Source organism: Streptomyces flaveus, assembly GCF_014647675.1.
In the GTDB taxonomy this organism is placed as follows: domain Bacteria; phylum Actinomycetota; class Actinomycetes; order Streptomycetales; family Streptomycetaceae; genus Streptomyces; species Streptomyces flaveus.
In genome coordinates, this window is sequence record NZ_BMPQ01000017.1 from 125,828 (window position 1) to 148,672 (window position 22,845).

Consider the following 22,845-nt stretch of genomic DNA (forward strand, 5'->3'; position numbering starts at 1 on the left):
TCCTTTCCCACGATTCCCACGATCAAAGGAGATCTCCATGACCACCACCACGCCCCTGACCTCCGACCTCGACCTCTTCAGCGACGAGGCGCTCACCGACCCGTACCCCCACTACAAAGCGCTGCGCGATCTGGGCCCGGCCGTCCACCTGACCCGCCACGGCCTGTGGTTCATCTCCCGCTACGAGCAGGTGCGTTCGGCCCTCGGCGACTGGGAGACCTTCTCCTCCGGCCGGGGCATCGGCCTCAACGACGGCTTCAACGACGCCTGGGGCAGCGCCCTGATCAACATGGACCCGCCCGCACAGACCGAGCAGCGCAAGCTGTTCACCGACCGGCTCTCCCCGCGCGCGCTGCGCCCGGTCGCCGCGGACATCGACCGCCGGGCCGACCAGCTGGCCGCGGATCTGGTGACGCGGGGTTCCTTCGACGCCGTCACGGACCTGGCCCAGGACCTCCCCGTCCACGTGATCATGGACCTGATCGGCTGGCCGACGGAAGGCCGCGACCAGCTGCTCGACATGGCCGCGGGCTGGTTCGACTCCGCCGGACCGGCCTGTCCGCGTACGGCTGCCTCGGTACCGAAGGTCGAGGCCCTCATGGGCTACCTCGCCGAGGTCGTCGCCAAGGAGAACCTCGTACCCGGCGGCTTCGGCTGGACCCTGCTGGAGGCCCACAAGGCGGGCCAGATCCCCGTCGAAGGGGCGATCGGCCTGCTCGCGGGCTATGTGGTGGCCGCCTTCGACACCACCATCAGCACGATCTCCAGCAGCATGTGGCTGTTCGCCCGCCACCCCGAGCAGTGGGACCTGCTGCGCTCCGAACCCTCGCTGGTGCCCGCCGCGTTCAACGAGATCGTACGGATCGAAAGCCCCATCCAGGTCTTCTCCCGGACCACCACCCGCGAGGTGGATCTCGGCGAAGGAGCGGTGATCCCGGCGGGCGCCCGCGTCCTGCACAGCTACGGCGCGGCCAACCGCGACGAGCGGCACTTCCCCGACCCCGACCGCTTCGACATCCGCCGCAACCCCGTCGACCACCTCGGCTTCGGCTACGGCAACCACGCCTGCGCCGGCCAGGGCCTCGCCCGCCTCGAAACGCATGCCGTCCTCAAGGCCCTGGCCGCCCGCGTACAACGGATCGAACTGACCGGCGAACCGGTCCGCGCCCTGAACAACATCACCCGCGGCTTCCAGAGTCTGCCCGTACGCATCCACTGAGCCGCGTACGCCCTCAAGGCGGCCGGGGCAGTCGGCGCCGAGATCTGTACGGCTGTGGCCCACGGCGTGCCGCTTCGAGCGCGGCCACCACATCCGCGTCCAGGTCTCCAGCGGCGACTTCCCCGTGGCAGGCCGGCGCCAAGGCATGACCGCGAGGGTTCCACCACGTACCAGCAGGGCCCCGCTCATCTCGCGTGCACGAGATGATGGTCAACGGCGCGTCTGCGCCACGACTAACAGGTGGGAAAGGGTGGGCCGGTGGCACGGGACTCGCAGATCACGACGGCCGAGCAGGCGGCGAACGACAAGCTGGTACTGGCCTTCGGCTGGCTGCAGGGAGCCGCGAACCGGCTGGAGTACATCCTGGGGCGGGCCATCGAGAAGGAGTGCGGGATCAGCCACCTGATGTTCGAGGTGCTGCTGATTCTGGGCCGGGCAGGAGAGCCTGGAATGTCGATGCGGGCCATCGCACAGGAGCGGGTCCTCACCACGGGCGGCGTGACACGGCTGGTGGACCGGATGGAGGCAGCGGGTCTGGTGGCCCGCGACGAGAATCCGGGAGACCGCCGGGGACGGCTGGTCAGACTGACCCGGCTCGGAGAGGAGACCGCGGTGCGGGCGGCCCGCCTGCATGCCGAGAACGTGCAGCGGCTCTTCCTCGACCAGCTGCCCCCGGAGCACCGAGAGCAGTTCACGCGCGATCTGCGGACGCTGAGCTTCTCGGCGCGCGACGCGCTGCCCCGCCTGCGCTGAGCCGAGTGGACCACCAGCCCCAGCCCCAGCCCGGGCACCGGTGCCCGGGCTGGGGCTGGGGCTGGGGCTGGGGCTGGTAATGCCGAGGTGGATCGATGAGTTTCACCGTGAGGAAATATCTGACACGTCAGATACTGTTGTCTCAGTCGAAGGTCCGCGGAAGGCGGATCCGGTAACCGAGAGGCCCATCCTCATGAAGCTCGTCTACGTCTTCGACGCCTACTGCGGCTGGTCGCACGGTTTCGCGTCGACCTTGGCCGAGGTGGTGCGACGGCGCCCCGACCTGGAGGTGGACGTGGTGTCCGGTGGCCTGTTCACGGGCTCGCGCCGGGTGCCGATCCGCGAGTTCGGATACGTCCAGGGCGCCAACGCCAAGATCAGCGAGCTGACCGGGGCGGAGTTCGGAGCCGGTTACCAGCGGCTGATCGCGGACGGCTCGTTCGTGATGGACTCCGAGGCCGCCGCGCGGGGTGTGACCGCGTTGCGGCAGGTCGCGCCCGACCGCACCGTGGAACTGGCCGCCGCGCTGCAGCACGCGTTCTACGTGGACGGCCTGAGCCTGTCCGACCCGGCCACCTATCGGGCACTCGCCGAAGCGGCCGGTCTGGAGGCGGACAGCGTCGTCGGCGCGTTCACCGCGCCGGAGTCGGCCGCCGCCGCGCAGGACGACTTCGTACGAGCGGCCGGTCTGGGCGTGGACAGCTTTCCCACCCTGCTGGCCGTCACAGGCGACCACAGCACCACGGTCCTGGCCGTCGGCCATGCCACCGCCGAGGAGATCAGCCGGCGCCTGGACGCACTCACCTCCGTGTCCTGACCGCCTGCTCCCCGCTCCCCTCGTTCGTCACCCCTCTCCCATGGAAGGAATCACCATGAGCACCCTCGATTTCAAGGTCATCGACCTGGACTTCCCCGTCGGCTCGAAGAACAAGACCGCCACCCTGATCACCGGCGAGGAGGAGGCCTTCCTGATCGACGCCGGGTTCACCCGCGCGGACGGCCACCGCCTGGTCGCAGAGATCCTCGACTCCGGCAAGACGCTGACCAAGGTCTTCATCAGCCACGCCGACCCCGACTTCTACTGGGGCGCCGAGGTCGTCGCCGACGCCTTCCCCCAGGCCGAACTCTTCGCCACCCCGCTGGTCATCGAGCACATCCGGGACGCGTACGAGGGCAAGCTCAAGGCCTGGGAGCCGGTTGGCGTCAACCGCCCCACCCGGCTGGTCGAGCCGGCCGAACTGACCGGCGACATCACCTTCGAGGGCCACGTCTTCCAGCTCAAGGGCGGCCACCCCGGCCTGCCCGACCGCCACTACCTGTGGCAGGCCGAGCACCGGGCGATCGTCGCCGGCGTGCTCCTCTTCCAGAACGAGCACGTCTGGGTCGCCGACACCGCCACGCCTGAGTCCCGCGCCGTATGGATCGAGCTGCTGGATGAGATGACGGCCCTGGACCCGGCCTTCGCCGTCCCCGGTCACCGGCTGCCCACCACCACCCTCGACGCGAGCCCGATCTCCTACACCCGTGACTACCTCACCGCGTTCGAGGCTGAACTGGCCAAGGCCGACAGCGGCGAGGCCCTCACCAAGGCGCTGATCGCCCGTTACCCGGACGCCGGCATGCTCATCGCGGCCCAGCTCGGCGCCAAGGTCGCCAAGGGCGAAATGACCTGGGGCTGATCCCGCCCCTTCCCGGCGGTCCGGCGCCGGGCGCCCCCACCCGGCACCGGACCGCCCCACCCCCCAGCCACCTACGCCGCCGACCCAGCTCCTCACCGGCGCTGTTCCTCCTGGCCCACACCACCAGAAAGGCCACCACCGTGACCGAGACGACCGGCTTCCACGCCTCCACCGCCCCCGCCGACGTGGTGCGGCGCCAGTACCTCGCCTCCGCCCACGGCGACCTCGAGGCACTGCGGGCCACCCTGGCCGACGACGTGGAGTGGACCGAGATGGCGGGCTTCCCGCTGGCCGGCACCTACCGCACCCCCGAGGGCGTCACCTCCGCCGTCATGGAACAGCTGGCCAAGGACTGGGACGACTGGACCGCCCACGACGACACCTACGTCGTCGACGGCGAGAACGTCGTGGTGCTGGCCCGCTACACCGCCACCAACAAGGCCACCGGCAAGGACATCAACGTCCGCGTCGCCCACCACTTCATCGTCCGCGGCGGCCTCATCGTCCGCTTCGAGCAGTTCGTGGACACCGCCAAAGTCCGTGATGCCATGGCCGCCTGACACGCCTTCACCTGGAGGTCGGCATCGCAGCGGATGACGTCCACCGCTGTACGCGGCTCCGACGCTGCTGAATATCGGTCAGAAGAGGGGCCCCCGCACTTCGTCCTGGACAAGATCGCCGGAGGATCGCCGGATCAGAGGGCCCCGTAGCGAAACCGTTGCCGTTCCATCGGAAGTCCCCCACAGCGACGGCATAGTCTTTGGTGCCGTTCAGCGATCCCAGTTGAACGGCCGAACCGGTCCCCTCCAGGCAAGTCCGGGGCGGCAGTTCCGTACGAAGCTGCATATGGCAGCCAGCGTTCTCTTACGTCCAGGGGGAGTTACACCATGCGATCCATACGCCCGCTCTTCGCCGCCCGTCGAGGGAGGAGCACGCGCCGCGGGCCCTCCCCCGTGCTGGCGGCGGTCGGACTGGCCACCGCACTGGCCCTGACGGCCACCGCTTGTGACTCGGGCGGTGACACGAACGCGGGCGGCGACGCGTCCGCCCCCGCGGCCACCGGCGGCGACGACAAGATCCAGATCCCGGACGACATCCCGGACGACATCCAGGACAGGCTCAAGGAGCACGGGATCGACCTGGACCAGTGGAAGGGCGGCGCCTGGAAGAACTGGGACAAGGACGACTGGCTGCGCGAGGCCGGCGACTTCGTCAACCCGATCATCGAGGACCTGTGGGACCCGGACCGTATGCGCGAGGCCGAGGACCCGGACCAGGGCAAGGGCGTCGACGAGAGCGACCTCGCCGGTGACCAGGGCGTCACCGACCCGGAGCCGGCACCCGTGGACGCGCAGCCCGTGCAGGCGGCGTACCACGACAACGCCCCCGAGGCGGGCAAGGTGTTCTTCGACTCCCCCGAGGGCACGATGGTCTGCTCGGCGACCGTCGTCGAGGACCCGGCCAACCCGGGCAAGTCCAACCTCGTGTGGACCGCGGGCCACTGCGTGCACGCCGGCAAGGCGGGCGGCTGGTACCGCAACATCGCCTTCGTGCCCTCGTACAACAACGACGCCAAGTCGGCGGCGGAGCTCACGAACGCCACCCAGGAGGAGGTCGCTCCGTACGGCGTCTGGTGGGGTGACTGGGTGCAGACCTCGGACCAGTGGATCGAGCAGGGCGGCGCGACAGGTGGCCAGGGTGCCTCGTACGACTTCGCCGTCATTCATGTGACGCCGGAGGAGGGCAGTGGCGGCAAGTCCCTGGAGGAGACGGTCGGTTCGGCCCTTCCGGTGGAATTCGACGCCCCTGCCGTGTCCGAGGTCGGCACGATCACGGCGACGGGTTACCCGGCCGCGAAGCCGTTCGACGGCGAGACGATGCACCAGTGCGAGGACGAGCCGGGCCGGCTCTCACTCGCCAAGTCCGACCCGACGATGTACCGCATCGGCTGCACGATGACCGGCGGTTCGTCCGGCGGCGGCTGGGTGGCGAAGGGCTCCGACGGCAAGCCCGCGCTGGTGTCCAACACCTCGATCGGCCCGGTGACCGCGGGCTGGCTGGCGGGCCCGCACCTGGGCACGGAGGCCAAGGGGATCTACGACGCGGTGAGCGAGAAGTTCGCGGGGCAGTGACCGCACGCTGACGTGTGAAGGCCCGCCCCCTCTCATAGGGGTCGGGCCTTCATCATGTGAAGCTCTCCGGATCAGCGGAGCTCCGTGTGGCTCCGTGTTCAGACGGCGGGCGCCGGAACGTACGGTGCCAGCTCAGCCGCCAGTTCCTCGTGCACCCGTACCTTCAGCAGCGTGCCCTCCGGGGTGTGCTCCTCGGAGATCACCTCGCCGTCGGTGTAGGCGCGGGCGACGAGTCGGCCGTGCGTGTAAGGCACGAGCACCTCCAACTCAACTGCGGGGTGCGGCAGTTCGACGTCGATCAGCGCGAGCAGCTCGTCGATGCCCTGGCCCGTACGGGCCGAGACCGCGATGGAGCGCTTCTCGATCCGCAGCAGCCGCTGAAGCACCAGCGGATCGGCCGCGTCCGCCTTGTTGATCACCACGATCTCGGGTACGTCCGTCGCGCCCACGTCACGGATGACCTCGCGCACGGCGGCCAGCTGCTCCTCCGGCGCCGGGTGGGCGCCGTCGACCACGTGCAGGATCAGGTCGGAGTCGCCGACCTCCTCCATCGTGGAGCGGAACGCCTCGACGAGGTGGTGCGGCAGGTGTCGTACGAATCCGACGGTGTCCGCCAGCGTGTAGAGCCGCCCGGTGGGTGTCTCGGCCCGGCGCACGGTCGGGTCGAGGGTCGCGAACAGCGCGTTCTCGACCAGGACGCCCGCGCCTGTCAGCCGGTTCAGCAGCGAGGACTTGCCCGCGTTGGTGTAGCCGGCGATGGCGACCGAGGGCACCTTCTTGCGACGGCGCTCCCGGCGCTGGATGTCGCGGCCGGCCTTCATGCCCGCGATCTCCCGGCGCATCTTCGCCATCTTCTCGCGGATACGGCGCCGGTCCGTCTCGATCTTGGTCTCACCGGGACCACGGGTGGCGAGGCCGCCGCCCTTGCCGCCGCCCATCTGACGGGACAGCGACTGACCCCAGCCTCGCAGCCGCGGCAGCATGTACTGCATCTGCGCGAGCGCGACCTGTGCCTTGCCCTCTCGGGACTTGGCGTGCTGGGCGAAGATGTCGAGGATCAGGGCGGTCCGGTCGATCACCTTGACCTTGACGACGTCTTCGAGGTGGATCAGCTGGCCCGGCGAGAGCTCACCGTCACAGATGACGGTGTCCGCGCCGGTCTCGAGCACGATGTCACGCAGCTCGTTGGCCTTGCCGGAGCCGATGTACGTGGCCGGGTCCGCCTTGTCGCGGCGCTGGATCACGCCGTCGAGCACCAGAGCGCCCGCGGTCTCCGCGAGTGCGGCCAGCTCCGCGAGGGAGTTGTCCGCGTCGGCCGCGGTTCCCGAGGTCCACACCCCGACGAGCACGACTCGCTCAAGACGCAGCTGTCGGTACTCGACCTCGGTGACGTCCTCGAGCTCGGTGGAGAGGCCTGCGACTCGGCGCAGTGCCGCGCGGTCGGAGCGGTCGAACTGGTCGCCGTCCCACTCGCCGTCGATCGCATGGCTCCAGGCGACGTCCTCTTCCATCAGGGCATCGGCCCGAAGGCGTTCGGGGCTGTTCTGCGCGAGGCTCTGCTTGTCCTGGGAAGGGGAAGAAGAGGAGGTCATTGGGTCCTTACGTCGATGGGAATCTATGGGGCGACGAACTGTGGTCCGTCACTTGATACAACGTGCGGAGCCGCCGGGAGATTCCCGGCTCTGGAGTCCGTCCGGCGGATCATGCCGGAGACCCGGGGTGCCGCGTCGTCGACCTGATGATGGTTGCACGGCGCGCCCGTCTCGTCATCTGGGTTATCGACGGCTCTGTTGTCGACGGCTCTCGATTTCTGAGTCACCGGCGGCTCTCGATCTGAGGTGTCGAGGACTGTGGCGCGTGCTTCGCGCCCTTCTCGGCGGGTGCGACGCTGCGCCAGTCCGGGTGTCCCGGCATGGGCGGGGTCTTCTTGCCGTGCAGCCAGGCCTTGAAGAACGCGCTCAGATCGCGCTCCGCGACGGCCGAGGCGAGGCGCTCGAAGTCCGCGGTCGTCGCGGTGCCGTCACGGTGGATCCGCACCCAGGTCCGCTCCAGCCGCTCGAAGGCCGGGCGGCCGATCTCCTGGCGCAGCGCGTACAGGACCAGGGCGCTGCCGCCGTAGAGGTTCGGCCTGAAGATGCTCATCTTCCGGCCGGGCTCGGGGGCCTTGGGCGCCGCGGGCGGGCCTCCGGCGGTCCGCCAGGTGTCGGACGCCCCGTAGGCCTCACGCATCCGTGTCTCGAGGGGCTCGTCCGCCGTCTCTTCCGCGTACAGGGCCTCGTACCAGGTGGCGTGTCCTTCGCTCAGCCACAGGTCGGACCAGGTGCGCGGGGTGACGCTGTTGCCGAACCACTGGTGTGCCAGCTCATGCACCATGATCGACTCGACGTACCACTTCGAGAACTCAGGACGTGTGAAGAGCTCTCTCTCGAAGAGAGAGAGCGTTTGTGTCTCGAGTTCGAAGCCGGTCCGCGCCTCGGCGATCAGCAGCCCGTACGTCTCGAAGGGGTAGCGGCCGATCTTCCGCTCCATCCAGGCGATCTGCCCGGGCGTCTTCTTGAGCCAGGGCTCCAGCTTCTTGCGGTCCTTGGAGGGCACCACATCGCGTACGGGGAGACCGGCAGGGCCGCCCCTGTGCACCACGAAGGAGCGGCCGATGGACACCTGGGTGAGTTCGGTGGCCATGGGGTGCTCGGTTCGGTACGCCCAGGTGGTGGCCCTCGCACGGCGGACCGCGCCCAGCGGCAGTCCGTTCGCCACGGCCGTGTAGCCGTTGGGCGCGGTGACGCGGATCGTGAAGATCGCCTTGTCGGAGGGGTGGTCGTTGCCCGGGAAGACCCGGTGCGCGGCATCGATCTGGTTGGCCATGGCGAGCCCGTCCTCGGTCCGCACCCAGCCGCTCTTCACGTCCTTCCCGGGCGTCGGGTCGCTGTCGTGGCCCACAGTGATCCGCATCCGGCTGCCGGGCGCCAGCCGCTTCGCGAGCGTGACCACCAGGTCCTCCCCCGCGCCGCGGAACTCCGCGGGCACGCCGTTGACCTCGACGGATCGCACCGTTCCGTGCGAGTAGTCAAGATTGACCTGCTTCAACCAGTCTGTCGCCCGTGCGTCGATCGTGGTGACGGCCGGCAGCGGCTCGCTGTTGTTGCCGGAGTAGGTGAAGGCGAGGTCGTACGCCATGACGTCGTACCCGGGGTTGCCCAGGTGCGGGAAGAGGCGGTCGCCGATGCCGAGCGGCTCCGCCGGCGCGGGACCGCTCGCGGCGATGAGGCAGAGCGAGGAGGAGGCGGCCAGCAACGCCGTACGGAGCGGTCTGTGGGCCTTCGGGCGCGGAGCCGGGGTCCTGGAGGTGAGCGGCATGGACCACGGCTATCAGCGCCCGTTCGGTGTGCGGTGACGACTCGCGCCGCACACACTCGAACGGGTGGCCGATGACCTGCTGATGACCTGCTACGGAGTCGCCGCCTGGTGCTGGGCCCGGCCCACGTCGTACACACCCGGCACGTTGCGCATCGCCCGCATAAGTGCGGGAAGGTGTGCGGCGTCCGGGAGTTGGAGCGTGTAGGTGTGGCGTACGCGCTGCTGGCTGGGGGGTTCGACAGTCGCCGAGACGATGGCGACACCCTCCAGGGCGATGGCTTCGGTCAGGTCGGCGAGCAGATGCGGCCGCCCGAAGGACTCGGCGACCAACGTGACACGGCACTCCGTGGTGTCACCCCAGCGCACGTCGACCTCCTTGCGCCCCGCGTCCTTCATGCGCGCCACCACGGCGCACTCCACGCGATGCACCGTCACCACTCCCCCGCGCACGACGAAGCCGGTGACCGCGTCGGGCGGTACGGGCGTACAGCAGCCCGCGAGCCGTACGGTCGCACCGGGCTCGTCCACGACGGCGTTCGCGCCGGAGGGCGGCGCGGCAGAGCTGTCGACGGGCGGTCTGAGGGGCGCGACGGAGATCTCCGCGTCCGGTGTGGCGTCGGGCGAGGGATGCGTGGCGAGCCAACGCTGGATGGCGATGCGCGCGGCGGGCGTACGCGCATGCTCCAGCCACTCCCTGGAGGGCTCCGAGGACGCGTCCTGGCCCATGAGCAGTTGCACGGTGTCACCGTCCCTCAGGACCGTACTCAGCGTCGCCAGGCGGCCGTTGACGCGCGCGCCCATGCAGGCGTGCGCGTCCTCGCCGTACTGCGCATACGCGGCGTCCACGCAGCTCGCGCCCGCGGGCAGCCCGATCGTGCCGCCATCGGGACGTAAAACGGTGATCTCCCGGTCCTGGGCGAGATCTTCGCGCAGCGTGGACCAGAACGTGTCGGGATCCGGCGCGGCCTCCTGCCAGTCGAGGAGGCGGGAGAGCCAGCCGGGGCGGGTGGGGTCGACGCGCTCGCCGTCACTGTCCAGTTGCTCCTCCGTAGGAGAAGCATAGGGATTGCCGAGTGCGATGACGCCGGCCTCGGCGACCTTGTGCATCTGGTGTGTGCGGATGAGGACTTCGGCGACCTGGCCTGCCATGGGGGTGCCCCCGGGCGAGTCTGTTCGAGCCTGGGGTAGGGCGACGGCCGTGTGCAGCGACTGGTACAGGTTGAACTTGGGGACGGCGATGAAGTCCTTGAACTCCGAGACCACCGGCGTGAGGCAGGTGTGCAGTTCGCCGAGCACTCCGTAGCAGTCGGCGTCCTCGTTCACGAGCACCAGGAGGCGCCCGAAGTCGACGCCGCGCAGTCGGCCGCGCTTGCGGGAGGTGCGGTGCAGGGAGACCAAGTGCCGTGGCCGGATGAGGACTTCGGCCTGCAGCCCGGCCTCACGCAGGATTTTGCGCACCTCTTCCGCGATCTCCGCGAGGGGATCGTCGGGGCGCGCCGCGTTGTCGACGATGAGCCCCCTGGTGCGCTCGTACTCCTCGGGGTGCAGGATCGCGAAGACGAGGTCCTCGAGCTCGGTCTTGAGCGCCTGGACGCCGAGCCGCTCGGCGAGCGGGATCAGCACGTCCCTGGTCACCTTGGCGATACGGGCCTGCTTCTCGGGGCGCATGACGCCCAGGGTGCGCATGTTGTGCAGCCGGTCGGCGAGTTTGATCGACATCACGCGTACGTCGTTGCCGGTGGCGACGAGCATCTTGCGGAACGTTTCCGGCTCGGCGGCCGCTCCGTAGTCGACCTTCTCCAGTTTCGTGACGCCGTCGACGAGATAGCGGACCTCCTCGCCGAACTCCTCCCGCACCTGGTCGAGCGTCACCTCTGTGTCCTCGACGGTGTCGTGGAGCAGAGAAGCCGTCAACGTCGTGGTCTCCGCGCCGAGTTCGGCGAGGATCAGGGTCACGGCGAGCGGGTGCGTGATGTAGGGCTCGCCGCTCTTGCGCATCTGGCCGCGGTGCGAGGACTCGGCGAGGACGTACGCCCGGCGCAGTGGCTCCAGGTCGGCGTCGGGGTGGTGGGCGCGATGGGCCTCGACCACGTGGCTGATCGCATCGGGCAGCCTGCCGCGGCCCGCGGACCCCAGGAGCGCGGCTCGGCCGAGGCGGCGCAGATCGATGCGCGGGCGACTCCTCCTGCGATGCGCCTCGGGCGCGATCGGGCCGGGCGTCGCGGGGTTCGTGGCCTCCGCACTCATGGGCACCTCCGGCTGCTGGACCGACGGACGGGGCGCCCCATGGCGTACACGGCTCTGGGGATGATGTCGTTCCCCCGTCCGGGCCGGTGCTTGATGCTACCGAGCCCAACACGCTCGGCTGACCGCCTCACGCCGAGCGTGAAACGGATCACCCATTCGAGCGATGGTTCAGGGGTTTACGGTTTTGAGCCACTCGGCGTCGATCTCGCCCTCGGCGACGATCACCGCGGGTCCGGTCATCTCGATCTCGCCGTCGGGCCGCTCGGTGATCACCAGGCGTCCGCCGGGCACATCGACGGTGTACGTGGCCGGGGTGCGGGTCACGGCGGGATCGGCGCCGTCCCGTCTCGCCGCCGCCACCGCGACGGCACATGCGCCCGTGCCGCACGAGCGGGTCTCGCCGGCGCCGCGCTCGTGCACGCGCAGGGCGATGTGCCGGGGGCCGCGGTCGACGACGAACTCGACGTTCACCCCGTCCGGGTAGGCGGATGCCGGGCTGAACAACGGGGGTGCGAACAGGTCTCCGGCGTGGCCGAGGTCGTCCACGAAGGCGACCGCGTGCGGATTGCCCATGTTCACGTTGCGCGCGGGCCAGCTGCGCTCACCGACGCTCACGGTGATGGCCCCTTCGGGGAGGAGCGCCTTGCCCATGCCGACGGTGATGTCGCCCTCCTTGGCGATGTGCACCCTCTTCACGCCCCCGCGCGTGGCGACCGCGATGTCCCCTTCGGTCACCTGTCCGGCGCGCTGGAGGTAGCGCGCGAACACCCGCACTCCGTTGCCGCACATCTCCGCGATCGAGCCGTCGCCGTTGCGGTAGTCCATGAACCACTCCGCCTCGGCGGCCATCTCCTTGGCCTCGGGGTGCGCGGCGGACCGTACGACATGCAGCAGACCGTCTCCGCCGATGCCCGCGCGGCGGTCGCAGAGGGCGGCGACGGCGGCCGGAGGCAGGTCGATGGCGTTCTCGGGGTCGGGGACGATCACGAAGTCGTTCTCGGTCCCGTGCCCCTTGAGGAAGGCGATCCGCGTGCTCATTCCTCGATCGTACGGGGTGGGTACGACACCGCGGTCCGGGCTGGGCCTCAGCGCAGGCGGGCCACCCGCCACACGGCGAGGACGACGACGAGGGCGACGATCACGGCGTACGCGATCACGACCCGCCAGTCCGGGCGACGGCCGGAACCGCGCTGCGGCAGGCCGGGCCAGGTGTAGCCGACGCGACGGGCGGCCATCATGCCCCAGCCCGCGGCGCAGGAGGAGATCAGCAGGCCGAGCATGGCGATCATGGCCCCGCTGTCGCCGAAGTCGAACGCCAGCGGGAAGGCGAACATCAGGGAGCCGAGCGCGGCCAGGCCCACGATGGGCGCGAGCTGCCAGATCCGCAGTCGGCGCTGCGGACGCAGCTCGACCTCGACCTCGGGCTCCGCGAACATCTCGTCGGGCCCGGGTCCGTCGGCGGTCACGCCGCCCGGGGTTTCGTCGGGTCCGTCGGGGCTCAGTCGGTCCCCGTCCGGATCCTGCTGATCCCTTACGGTGTCGTGCTCCGTGCCTTGTGCGGTGTCGCGAGGGCCGGCCTCCATCGCCACGCGCCCTCCCAACTCGGACTCCACTTGGTCGATCGAAGCTCGATGATGGCACGGTGGCAGAGGCCGGGATGACGGGCGGAGCGTCCCGATGCCATGACGTGATCAGGCTGTAACCGGTCGTTCGACCAATGTCAGGGCGTGCCGGGGAAGTTCCGTGAGATCCGCCGCGGCCCCACTGAGCCAATGCACCCGCGGATCGCGCCTGAACCAGGAATCCTGACGGCGCGCGAAGCGCTTGGTGGCGCGTACGGTTTCGGCCCGCGCCTCGTCGTCGGTGCACTCCCCGGACAGGGACGCCAGAACCTGCTGGTAGCCGAGCGCCCGCGATGCCGTACGCCCCTCACGCAAGCCTCGCGCCTCCAGCGCGCGTACCTCGTCGACGAGTCCTTCGTCCCACATGCGGTCCACCCGGCGGGTGATGCGGTCGTCGAGTTCGGGGCGCGCCACGTCGACGCCGATCTGCACGGTGTCGTAGATGGAGTCATGGCCGGGCAGGTTGGCGGTGAAGGGCTTGCCGGTGATCTCGATGACTTCGAGGGCGCGGACGATCCGTCGTCCGTTGCTGGGCAGAATCGCGTGGGCCGCCTCGGGATCGGCGGCGGCCAGCCGGGCGTGCAGGGCACCCGAGCCGCGCAGAGTCAGCTCCTCCTCCAGGCGGGCCCGCACTTCGGGATCCGTACCCGGAAACTCCAGGTTGTCGACGGCCCCCCGGACATACAGGCCGGAGCCGCCCACGAGGATCGGCCAGCGTCCCTCGGCAAGGAGGGCGTCGATACGGGCGCGCGCGAGCCGCTGGTACTCGGCCACGCTCGCGGTCACCGTCACGTCCCAGATGTCCAGGAGGTGATGCGGGATGCCTCGACGCTCCTCGGGCGTCAGCTTGGCGGTACCGATATCCATCCCCCGGTAGAGCTGCATGGAATCGGCGTTGACGATCTCGCCGCCGAGTTGCTGGGCCAGCTGAACTCCCAGATCGGACTTTCCGGCCGCGGTGGGACCGACGACGGCGATGACCCGCGGGGCGGGAGCTGCACTACTCACCGCAACAGTCTCGCAAACCTCGGGGCCTCTCCTCGAACGAGTTACGTGACGCCACGGATCCGGGGTCGTTGCCTGTTGCGAGGTTCCAGCCGCCGGTTTTGAGGACCGGCGACCCGGGCGACGCAATGAGACGCACCGGGCGGCACGGAATTTCGCCCACACGAGTAGGGTATGGAGACGATATGGGCGTTTTTGCACGGCTTCTTCGGAAAGATAAGCCTAAGTCCAAGGGGTCGGAGGAGGCGTCAACCACTGAGGCGCAGGCCGACACCCAGACGGTCGAACCCGACGTGAAGGCTGACACGGAGGAAGCAACGGAAGCGGCGAAGGAAGCTGAGGAGTCGGCCGAGAGCGAATCCGAGGCCGCGGAGAAGTCGGCGGAGTCCACCGAGAGCGAGGCGTCGGACGGCGTCGAGATCCCCAAGCAGCAGTCCGCCGAGGAGGCGGCCGACAGCGAGGCCGACGAGAGCGCCCACAAGTAACTGTCCCGCGAGGGAAGGTGCACCATGGGTCTCCTCGAGAGCCTGAAGACCAAACTCACGCCCACCAAGGGAAAGGTCTCGCACCTCGCGCAGCAGCACGGGGGCAAGATCGAACAGGGTCTCGACAAGGCCGCGAAGCTGGCCGACAAGAAGACCAAGGGCAAGTACAGCGACAAGATCCAGACGGGCACGGGCAAAGCCAAGGGTGCCCTGGACCGGCTCGCGCACAAGGAGGGTGACGGGAGGGAGGGCGGCGCGACACCTCCACCACCCGCACCGCCATCGCCCTCGGCATCCTGAAAGACGGCACTTCGGCGGACGGTCAGGGAGCGCTTGGGGCTCCGGGCCGTCCGCCGTGTTGTTGGCCGTGCAGTTGGCCGACGCCCGGTAAGCGACACAGGTAGTCGCATGTGGAGCGAGCCCACCGGGAGAGCCGGGGATGGCACTCCGCGCGTTCGCCGGCTCCGACGCGCCGAGATCAGCGCCGTCCCGGGGCTCAGCGCCCGCTTGCGGCTCAGCGCCGGGCTCGGCTCCGGCCCGGACGCCCTTGGCCTACGCCGGCCGTAGCCGCGCCCGCTACGGCCGCGCCCGTCACCTCGCACCTACGACCAGGCCGCCACCAAGTACCCCACGCCATAAGGCGCGTCCTCGTACAGCAGGGCGCCGCTGAGCCCCGCGCCCTCGGCCGCGCCCGCCAGCACCTGCCAGGGCGCCCGGCCGGAGGCCATCAATTCGTGGGCCAGCTCGGCGTCCAGCGCCTTGAGTGCCGCCACATCCGCCGCCGCCAGCGCATGCGCGACCCTCGCGTCGAAACCCGCCGCCCGCTCGTCCAGATACCCCGGCGCCTTGAGCGACCGGCACGCGCTGGCGTCGCCCATCACCAGCAGTGCCACCCTCTCGGCCCGCGCGACGATTTCCCTTCCACTCTGAATACACCGCTCGGCCGCGAGAGGTTCCCCCACACCGAGACCTTCCACGGGAGCGTGTGACCAGTCCGTTCGTCGCAGCAGCCAGGCGGCGACGGCGAGCGAGGCCGGAAGCTCACGCTCCGGCGCGGTCGAATCCGGCCTGCCTCCGCCCGGACCGACACCGGGGTCAATGCCCAGACGCACCTCGAGGTCCACGCCGAACCCGCGGAACGACCCCCGCGCGCCCTCCGGATACAGCCCCTGCCCGCTCCGCTCGGCAGGGCCGACGACCACGAGCCGGTCAGGGTGGGCGGCGGCCAGTACTCCCAGGGCATCCGCGCATGCCGCGCGCGCGGTGTCCAGCTCGGGCGCCGCGCCCGCGGCGACCTCGGGTACGAGCAGCGGCGGGCAGGGGCAGACAGCGGCGGCGACCAGCATGATCGCCAGCCTACTGCCGCGGTTCCCCGTCGGAGTTCCAGATCAGCTCGGCGGCCCGGAGCATCATCTCGTGCGTGAACACAGCGCCCTGGACGTACACGTAGTAGGCGTCACCACCGAGGTAGCGGAGGTAGCGATGGATACGCCTGCGCCGCCCGCGCCGCCCCGACTTGTAGGTACAGTCGGTCTCCGCGAGCCTGCGCCCGCCCGGGCCTCCATCAGTGTGCGGAGCAGCCCCCTGTGGGGGCCGGCAGCGGCGCCGGGACTCCCACGGCCGGCAGCCCGAGCATCACGCCCGCAGGCTTCGCGGTCTCGGTCGCGTTGCGCTTCTCCCAGGCATCCCCCGCGCGCGTGCGGCGCACATCGAGGACGGCGCCCTCGGCGAGCAGGTGGTGCGGGGCGGCGTAGGTGATCTCCACGGTGACCACGTCGCCGGGACGGACCTCGGCGTCGGGCTTGGTGAAGTGCACCAGGCGGTTGTCGGGGGCGCGGCCGGAGAGGCGATGCGTGGCACCGTCCTTGCGGCCCTCGCCCTCGGCGACCATCAGCTCCAGGGTGCGGCCGACCTGCTTCTTGTTCTCCTCCCAGGAGATCTCCTCCTGGAGCGCGACAAGACGCTCGTACCGCGCCTGCACAACCTTCTTGGGGATCTGGTTCTCCATGGTGGCCGCCGGGGTTCCGGGGCGCTTGGAGTACTGGAACGTAAACGCTTGCGCGAAGCGGGCCTCACGGACCACGTGCAGAGTCTGCTCGAAGTCCTCCTCGGTCTCTCCGGGGAAGCCCACGATGATGTCGGTGGTGATCGCGGCGTGCGGGATCGCGGCCCGGACCTTCTCGATGATCCCGAGGTACCGCTCCTGCCGGTACGAGCGGCGCATCGCCTTCAGGACGGGGTCGGAGCCGGACTGCAGCGGCATGTGGAGCTGCGGCATGACGTTCGGCGTCTCGGCCATCGCGGCGATCACGTCGTCGGTGAAGTCGCGCGGATGCGGCGAGGTGAAGCGGACGCGCTCCAGGCCCTCGATCTTCCCGCAGGCCCGCAGCAACTTGCTGAAGGCCTCGCGGTCGCCTATGTCGGAGCCGTAAGCGTTTACGTTCTGCCCCAACAGCGTGATCTCGGAGACGCCTTCGCCGACCAGCGCCTCGATCTCGGCGAGGATGTCGCCGGTCCTGCGGTCCTTCTCCTTGCCGCGCAGCGCCGGGACGATGCAGAACGTGCAGGTGTTGTTGCAGCCGACGGAGATCGAGACCCACGCGGCGTACGCGCTCTCGCGGCGGGTCGGCAGCGTCGACGGGAACGCCTCGAGCGACTCGGCGATCTCGACCTGCGCCTCTTCCTGTACGCGGGCGCGCTCCAGGAGGACGGGCAGCTTGCCGATGTTGTGCGTCCCGAAGACGACGTCCACCCAGGGCGCCTTCTTCACGATGGTGTCGCGGTCCTTCTGCGCGAGACAGCCGCCGACGGCGATCTGCATCCCGGGCCGCTTCGACTTCATCGGCGCGAGGCGGCCGAGATTGCCGTACAGGCGGTTGTCGGCGTTCTCCCGCACGGCGCACGTGTTGAAGACGACGACATCCGCGTCCCCGTCCGCCCCCTCGGGCGCACGTACGTAGCCGGCGTCCTCCAGCAGCCCGGAAAGCCGCTCGGAGTCGTGGACGTTCATCTGGCACCCGTAGGTGCGCACCTCGTAAGTCTTCGCGCTCATCTCGTACACCAGAGTACGGGGTCCCCACGCGCGCGTTGCCGGGTATTCCGGGCCGTACAGCCTGCACGCGCGCGTGCAGGGCGCTCCATGAGCCCGGCCCTGGTCATCGCCGTCGGTGAGCTGGCAGGATCGCGGCATGTTCCAGGCGCTCCCCCATATCGGCCGTGCCCGCGCCCTGCAGGGTTCGGCAGCCGCCTTCGTGGTCTTCGGGCTGCTGTTGTGGTGGCTGCTGCCCCTGGGCGAGAGCTCGCCGGGCGGGACGGTGTCCTTCAGCACGGGGGCGCGGAACGGGGTCTACCAGCGCTATGGGGAGCTGCTGCAGAAGGAGCTGGCGGATGACATGCCCCGCCTGAACGTGAAACTGGAAAGCAGCGAGGGGTCGCAGCAGAACGTGGAGTGGGTCGCCACCGGGCAGGCCCAGTTCACGATCGCGGCGGCCGACGCGGTGGAGAAGTACAAGCTGGCGAACGGGCCGGGCGCGGACCAACTGCGCGGCTGCGCGCGGCTGTACGACGACTATGTGCACGTGGTCGTCCCACGCACGTCCTCCGTGGACTCCATCAAGGGACTGCGGGGCAAGAAGGTGGCCGTGGGGCCGCCCGGCTCCGGAGTGCGGCTGATCGCGGAACATGTGCTCGACGCGGCCGGCATCGACCTGGAGAAGGACATCACGCCGGTGCCCGACGGCATAGGGACCGCGCCGGAGCTGCTCGAGGAGGGCGAGATCGACGCCTTCTTCTGGTCCGGCGGACTCCCGACGAGTGCCGTGACCGACCTCTCGACCGACTTCGACATCAGACTGGTCCCGATCGGTGAAGACATCGTCGAGGAGCTGCACAAGCAGGGCAAGGAGTCGCGCTACTACAGGGCTGCCCTGATGCCCGCGGACGCCTACCCCAGGGCCCAGGCGGGCCGTGCCGTGCCCACGGTGGCGGTGGCGAACCTGCTCATCACGCGGGCCGACACCGACGCGAAGCTGACCGAGGGGCTGACCCGTACGGTGATCGACAGCCGCGACCACATCGGCGGCGAGGTACACGCGGCGCAACTCGTGGACCTCCGGACGGCGATCTACACCGACCCCTTGGACCTGCACGAGGGCGCGCAGCGCTATTACCGCTCGGTGAAGCCATAGCGGCGCCTGAGGGACCTGAGGGACTCTCACACAAGCCCTACGCGGCTTCAGTCAGGCCGTGGGCCCCGTGCGCGGCACCGTCACCGTCACCCGCAGACCGTGCGGCTCGTGATGGGCGTACGAGATCGACCCGCCGCCCGCCGCGAGCAGTGCCCGCGAGATGGACAGTCCGAGGCCCGAACCCTTGATGTTCTGGTGGCCGGCGCTGCGCCAGAAGCGGTCGCCGATGCGGGCCAGTTCGTCGTCGCTGAGGCCGGGGCCCCGGTCAGAGACCACGACGGTCGAGACCTCGCCGTTGGAGGCCACCTCGACCTCGACGCACTCGCCCTCGGGTGTGAACTTCAGCGCGTTGTCGATCACCGCGTCCAGGGCACTGGAGAGGGCGACCGGGTCGGCCCAGGCGGTCGTGGCCGGGCAGTTCCCGACGAGTCGTACGCCCTTGTCGTCGGCGACCGGAGACCAGGACGCCACACGCTCGGCGGTCAGCTCGCCGATGTCGGTGAGCCGCAGGTCCGCATCGGCGTGCTCGGCCAGCGCCAGGTCGAGCAGGTCGTCCAGGACCTGGGCGAGGCGCTTGCCCTCGGTGCGGACGGAGGCGATCTCCTCGTTGCCCTCGGGGAGTTCCAGGGCGAGCAGCTCGATGCGCAGCAGCAGGGCGGACAGGGGGTTGCGCAGCTGGTGCGAGGCGTCGGCGACGAAGGCGCGCTGCTGCTCCAGGACCTCCTCGACGTTGTCGGCCATCTCGTTGAACGAGTCGGCCAGGCGCCGCAGTTCCGGCGGACCGCCGGCGGCCGCGACGCGTGACTTGAGGCGTCCGGTCGCAATGTCGTGGGTGGTGGCGTCGAGGACGCGTACGGGCCGCAGCACCCAGCCGGTCAGGCGCAGCGCGGCGCTGAGGGCGAGGAGCATCGCGGCGACCTCTCCGGCGCCGATGATCAGCCAGCCGCGCAGGATCTTCGAGCGCATCTGTCCGGTGGGCGAGTCGGTGACCACGACCGCGATGACGTCGCCGTCCCGGATGACCGGGGACGCGACGACGAGACGGTGCCGTTCCCACGGCCAGACCTGCGCCGGATCGTGGCTGCGCCAGCCCCTGAGTGCCTCGTTGAACGCGTCGAGGCCTTCGCCCTCGTCCGGCACGTACCAGTCCGTGGGCGCGTTGGCCATGGGTTCTTTGTCGCGGTAGAAGACGCCGGCCCGGATGCCGTACACGCCGCGGTACTTGGCGAGTTCCTGGCGGAGGGTCTCGCGGCGCTCGTCCGTGGGCGTGGAGGCGACCCGGGAGCCGGTCGCGCGGTCGGCGACGAACTGTGCCAGGGACGCGAACCGTGCGGTGTCGTCGATGCGGTCGACGACCACCTTCTGCTGCTCGGCCGCCGCCAGGCTGACGGCGAGCGGGATGCCGAGCGCGAGCAGCACGGCCGCCATCAGGACGATGAGCAGCGGGAGGAGGCGTGTGCGCACCTGAGCCCGCTACGCGGCGGGGGCGACGAGCCGGTAGCCGACGCCGCGCACGGTCTCGATCAGGGCGGGCATGCGCAGCTTGGAGCGCAGGGAGGCGACATGCACCTCCAGGGTGCGGCCGGTCCCTTCCCAGCTGGTGCGCCACACCTCGCTGATGATCTGCTCCCGCCGGAACACCACACCGGGGCGCTGGGCGAGAAGCGCGAGAAGGTCGAACTCCTTGCGGGTCAGTTGGACAACCGAACCGTCCACGCTGACCTGACGGGTGGGCAGTTCGATACGTACGGGGCCCATGTGCAGGGAGGTCTCTGCGGGGGCAGCCGTTTCGTCGGGAACGGTGCGCCGGCTGACGGCGTGGATACGAGCGAGCAGTTCACCGGTGTCGTAAGGCTTCACTACGTAGTCGTCGGCGCCTAGGTTGAGTCCGTGGATCCGAGAACGTACGTCGGAGCGCGCGGTCACCATGATGACCGGGGTACTGGTGCGCTTACGGATCTTGCCGCACACCTCGTAGCCGTCCTGGTCGGGCAACCCCAGGTCGAGCAGCACCACTCCGAAGCCCGCACCCTCCGGAACAAGCGCCTGGAGCGCCTCCTCGCCGCTGCGGGCATGCGTGACGTCGAAGCCATGGCGCGCGAGGACCGCGGACAGAGCGGCGGCGACATGGTTGTCGTCCTCGACGAGGAGCAGTCGCATTCCGGCCCCCTTCGGTTCATCGGCCATACAGTCTCGGCGCGTAGAGATGGGCACGCACGCGTGCACCATGGAAGTCACGCCGATGCACAAGTACGGCGTCAAGAGGGTTCGGGCCGCGGCGGGTTTCCGTTACCCAGCCGGTACGGACCGGAGGCAGCCGTTCACGAGGAGTGTCCGGTTGCTACCAGATCGTTATGCTCAATTTCCCCTCAGATGTAATGACGCTGGTCGTGCGGGGTTACTACTGTCCTCCCCACCCGAGGAGGACGGAGCAAGAGGCCGATGACCGAAGTATCGGTGACCAAGGACGCCGTACCCGCGGCCGATGATCTGGTCGTGCTGAAGAACGTCAACAAGCACTTCGGCGCGTTGCACGTGCTCCAGGACATCGACCTGACCATCGCCCGTGGTGAAGTCGTCGTGGTCATCGGGCCCTCCGGGTCCGGAAAGTCCACCCTGTGTCGCGCCATCAACCGCCTGGAGACCATCGAGTCGGGAACCATCTCGATCGACGGAAAGCCGCTGCCCGCGGAGGGCAAGGAGCTTGCGCGACTGCGCGCCGACGTCGGCATGGTCTTCCAGTCCTTCAACCTGTTCGCGCACAAGACGGTGCTCGAGAACGTGACGCTGGGCCAGCTCAAGGTCCGCAAGGCGGACAAGAAAGCCGCCGAGGAGAAGGCGCGGGCGCTGCTCGACCGGGTGGGCGTCACCGCCCAGGCGGACAAGTACCCCGCACAGCTCTCGGGCGGTCAGCAGCAGCGTGTAGCGATCGCGCGAGCGCTGGCGATGGACCCCAAGGTCATGCTCTTCGACGAGCCGACCTCGGCCCTCGACCCGGAGATGATCAACGAGGTCCTGGAGGTCATGCAGCAGCTCGCCCGTGACGGTATGACCATGATCGTCGTCACGCACGAGATGGGCTTCGCTCGTTCGGCTGCCAACCGTGTCGTTTTCATGGCGGACGGCAAGATCGTCGAAGAGGCTGTGCCGGACCAGTTCTTCAGCAACCCGCGCAGTGACCGTGCCAAGGACTTCCTGTCGAAGATCCTGCACCACTGACGACTTGTGCCACCCGCAACGACGGCATTCTCCTCACCACTCAAAGGATGTTCACCATGAAGCTTCGCAAGGTCACCGCCGCGGCGGCCACTGCGCTCGTCCTGTCTCTTACCGCGACGGCCTGTGGTGGAGACGGCGACAGCGACAGCGCCGACACCGGGTCGGGGTCCGGGGGCGGCGACAAGATCACGATCGGCGTCAAGATCGACCAGCCCGGCATCGGCCAGAAGACCGCGGACGGCACGTACGAGGGCTTCGACATCGACGTAGCTACATACGTCGCCAAGGAACTCGGTTACACCGAGGACCAGATCGAGTGGAAGGAAGCGAAGAGCGCCGACCGCGAGACCATGCTCGATCGCGGTGACGTCGACTTCATCGCCGCCTCGTACTCGATCACCGACGAGCGCGACCAGAAGGTGGACTTCGCCGGTCCCTACCTGCTCGCGCACCAGGACCTGCTCATCCGCGCCGATGACAACATCACCAAGGGCGAGGACCTGAACGGCAAGAAGCTCTGCTCCGTCACCGGGTCCACCTCGGCGCAGAACGTCAAGGATGACATCGCTCCCCAGGCCCAGCTGCAGGAGTACGGCGGCTACTCGGAGTGCCTGACCGGCCTGGAGAACAAGGTCGTCGACGCGCTGACCACAGACGACTCGATCCTCGCCGGTTACGCCGCCCAGGAGCAGTTCAAGGGCAAGTTCAAACTGGCCGGCCTGAAGCTGAGCAACGAGAACTACGGCATCGGCGTCAAGGAGGGCAGCGACCTCAAGGCCAAGATCAACACGGCGCTGGAGAAGATGGTCGAGGACGGCTCCTGGGAGGAGTCCGTCAAGGCGAACTTCGGCCCGGCCAACTACAAGAACGAGCCGGCCCCCAAGATCGGCCAGATCGTCGAGTGACACCGCTGACTCAATGTCAGCAGGCAGCATAGGCG

The 22,845-nt window shown here is 69.3% G+C and carries 21 protein-coding genes and 1 pseudogene; 12 read left to right on the forward strand and 10 right to left on the reverse strand.

Annotation, left to right across the window (positions count from 1 at the left end; genetic code table 11):
• The first annotated feature begins 37 nt into the window (after positions 1-37).
• The 7 genes and pseudogenes from IEZ21_RS28870 (at position 38) to IEZ21_RS28900 (ending at position 5,783) form a co-directional block, all read left to right on the forward strand.
• A complete protein-coding gene (locus IEZ21_RS28870; protein WP_189324804.1) occupies positions 38-1,219 on the forward strand; it encodes a cytochrome P450 in 1,182 nt (393 codons plus the stop codon).
• A 34-nt stretch (positions 1,220-1,253) separates the two neighbouring features.
• Positions 1,254-1,625: pseudogene (locus IEZ21_RS47855) on the forward strand (CocE/NonD family hydrolase C-terminal non-catalytic domain-containing protein); the annotation flags it as partial.
• Positions 1,529-1,972 (forward strand): MarR family winged helix-turn-helix transcriptional regulator, encoded by a 444-nt coding sequence (locus IEZ21_RS28880; RefSeq protein ID WP_245685230.1) that lies wholly within the window; start codon positions 1,529-1,531, stop codon positions 1,970-1,972. The pseudogene IEZ21_RS47855 and the gene IEZ21_RS28880, both read left to right, overlap by 97 nt.
• Positions 1,973-2,165: 193 nt before the next feature.
• Complete coding sequence (locus IEZ21_RS28885) at positions 2,166-2,789, forward strand: DsbA family protein (protein WP_189324805.1); 624 nt, start codon at positions 2,166-2,168, stop codon at positions 2,787-2,789.
• Positions 2,790-2,844: 55 nt separating this feature from the next.
• The gene (locus IEZ21_RS28890) at positions 2,845-3,651 is read left to right on the forward strand and encodes an MBL fold metallo-hydrolase (protein WP_189324806.1); all 807 of its coding nucleotides are present in this window, start codon (positions 2,845-2,847) and stop codon (positions 3,649-3,651) included.
• Between the two features lie 140 nt (positions 3,652-3,791).
• Complete coding sequence (locus tag IEZ21_RS28895) at positions 3,792-4,211, forward strand: nuclear transport factor 2 family protein (RefSeq protein WP_189324807.1); 420 nt, start codon at positions 3,792-3,794, stop codon at positions 4,209-4,211.
• A gap of 327 nt (positions 4,212-4,538) precedes the next feature.
• Complete coding sequence (locus IEZ21_RS28900; protein WP_189324808.1) at positions 4,539-5,783, forward strand: trypsin-like serine peptidase; 1,245 nt, start codon at positions 4,539-4,541, stop codon at positions 5,781-5,783.
• 98 nt (positions 5,784-5,881) lie between these two features.
• Here IEZ21_RS28900 and hflX read toward each other — a convergent pair whose 3' ends face one another.
• The 6 genes from hflX to miaA form a co-directional block, all read right to left on the reverse strand.
• Entirely contained in the window at positions 5,882-7,375 is a 1,494-nt protein-coding gene (gene hflX / locus IEZ21_RS28905) for a GTPase HflX (RefSeq protein WP_189324809.1), read from the reverse strand.
• A 223-nt stretch (positions 7,376-7,598) separates the two neighbouring features.
• Entirely contained in the window at positions 7,599-9,140 is a 1,542-nt protein-coding gene (locus IEZ21_RS28910; protein ID WP_189324810.1) for a M1 family metallopeptidase, read from the reverse strand.
• 90 nt (positions 9,141-9,230) lie between these two features.
• A complete protein-coding gene (locus IEZ21_RS28915; protein ID WP_189324811.1) occupies positions 9,231-11,387 on the reverse strand; it encodes a RelA/SpoT family protein in 2,157 nt (718 codons plus the stop codon).
• A gap of 168 nt (positions 11,388-11,555) precedes the next feature.
• A complete protein-coding gene (gene dapF / locus IEZ21_RS28920; RefSeq protein ID WP_189324812.1) occupies positions 11,556-12,425 on the reverse strand; it encodes a diaminopimelate epimerase in 870 nt (289 codons plus the stop codon).
• A gap of 47 nt (positions 12,426-12,472) precedes the next feature.
• Positions 12,473-12,970 carry a hypothetical protein gene (locus IEZ21_RS28925; RefSeq protein WP_033318902.1) on the reverse strand — a complete coding sequence of 166 codons (498 nt, stop codon included), beginning with the start codon at positions 12,968-12,970 and terminating at the stop codon, positions 12,473-12,475.
• A 108-nt stretch (positions 12,971-13,078) separates the two neighbouring features.
• Positions 13,079-14,017, reverse strand: coding sequence for a tRNA (adenosine(37)-N6)-dimethylallyltransferase MiaA (gene miaA, locus IEZ21_RS28930; RefSeq protein WP_189324813.1), 939 nt, complete (start codon positions 14,015-14,017; stop codon positions 13,079-13,081).
• A gap of 290 nt (positions 14,018-14,307) precedes the next feature.
• Here miaA and IEZ21_RS48650 point away from each other — a divergent pair, with 290 nt between their 5' ends.
• The gene (locus tag IEZ21_RS48650; RefSeq protein ID WP_308429653.1) at positions 14,308-14,499 is read left to right on the forward strand and encodes a gliding motility protein; all 192 of its coding nucleotides are present in this window, start codon (positions 14,308-14,310) and stop codon (positions 14,497-14,499) included.
• 24 nt (positions 14,500-14,523) lie between these two features.
• Complete coding sequence (locus tag IEZ21_RS28940; protein ID WP_189324815.1) at positions 14,524-14,799, forward strand: antitoxin; 276 nt, start codon at positions 14,524-14,526, stop codon at positions 14,797-14,799.
• A 302-nt stretch (positions 14,800-15,101) separates the two neighbouring features.
• Here the strand turns inward: IEZ21_RS28940 and IEZ21_RS28945 are convergent, their stop codons facing one another.
• Together IEZ21_RS28945 and miaB are read right to left on the reverse strand one after the other, a co-directional pair.
• A complete protein-coding gene (locus IEZ21_RS28945; protein ID WP_189324816.1) occupies positions 15,102-15,845 on the reverse strand; it encodes a class III extradiol dioxygenase subunit B-like domain-containing protein in 744 nt (247 codons plus the stop codon).
• Positions 15,846-16,063: 218 nt separating this feature from the next.
• Complete coding sequence (gene miaB / locus IEZ21_RS28950; RefSeq protein WP_189324817.1) at positions 16,064-17,551, reverse strand: tRNA (N6-isopentenyl adenosine(37)-C2)-methylthiotransferase MiaB; 1,488 nt, start codon at positions 17,549-17,551, stop codon at positions 16,064-16,066.
• Positions 17,552-17,687: 136 nt separating this feature from the next.
• Between miaB and IEZ21_RS28955 the strand changes: the two genes are divergently transcribed.
• Positions 17,688-18,686 carry a TAXI family TRAP transporter solute-binding subunit gene (locus IEZ21_RS28955; protein WP_189324818.1) on the forward strand — a complete coding sequence of 333 codons (999 nt, stop codon included), beginning with the start codon at positions 17,688-17,690 and terminating at the stop codon, positions 18,684-18,686.
• A gap of 51 nt (positions 18,687-18,737) precedes the next feature.
• Here the strand turns inward: IEZ21_RS28955 and IEZ21_RS28960 are convergent, their stop codons facing one another.
• Complete coding sequence (locus tag IEZ21_RS28960) at positions 18,738-20,150, reverse strand: sensor histidine kinase (RefSeq protein ID WP_189324819.1); 1,413 nt, start codon at positions 20,148-20,150, stop codon at positions 18,738-18,740.
• Positions 20,151-20,159: 9 nt separating this feature from the next.
• Positions 20,160-20,846, reverse strand: coding sequence for a response regulator transcription factor (locus tag IEZ21_RS28965; protein WP_189324820.1), 687 nt, complete (start codon positions 20,844-20,846; stop codon positions 20,160-20,162).
• Between the two features lie 282 nt (positions 20,847-21,128).
• On the opposite strand from IEZ21_RS28965, the gene IEZ21_RS28970 reads away from it, so the two are divergent.
• Together IEZ21_RS28970 and IEZ21_RS28975 are read left to right on the forward strand one after the other, a co-directional pair.
• A complete protein-coding gene (locus tag IEZ21_RS28970; RefSeq protein WP_165341922.1) occupies positions 21,129-21,905 on the forward strand; it encodes an amino acid ABC transporter ATP-binding protein in 777 nt (258 codons plus the stop codon).
• A gap of 56 nt (positions 21,906-21,961) precedes the next feature.
• Complete coding sequence (locus IEZ21_RS28975) at positions 21,962-22,810, forward strand: glutamate ABC transporter substrate-binding protein (protein WP_189324821.1); 849 nt, start codon at positions 21,962-21,964, stop codon at positions 22,808-22,810.
• Positions 22,811-22,845: the final 35 nt, after the last annotated feature.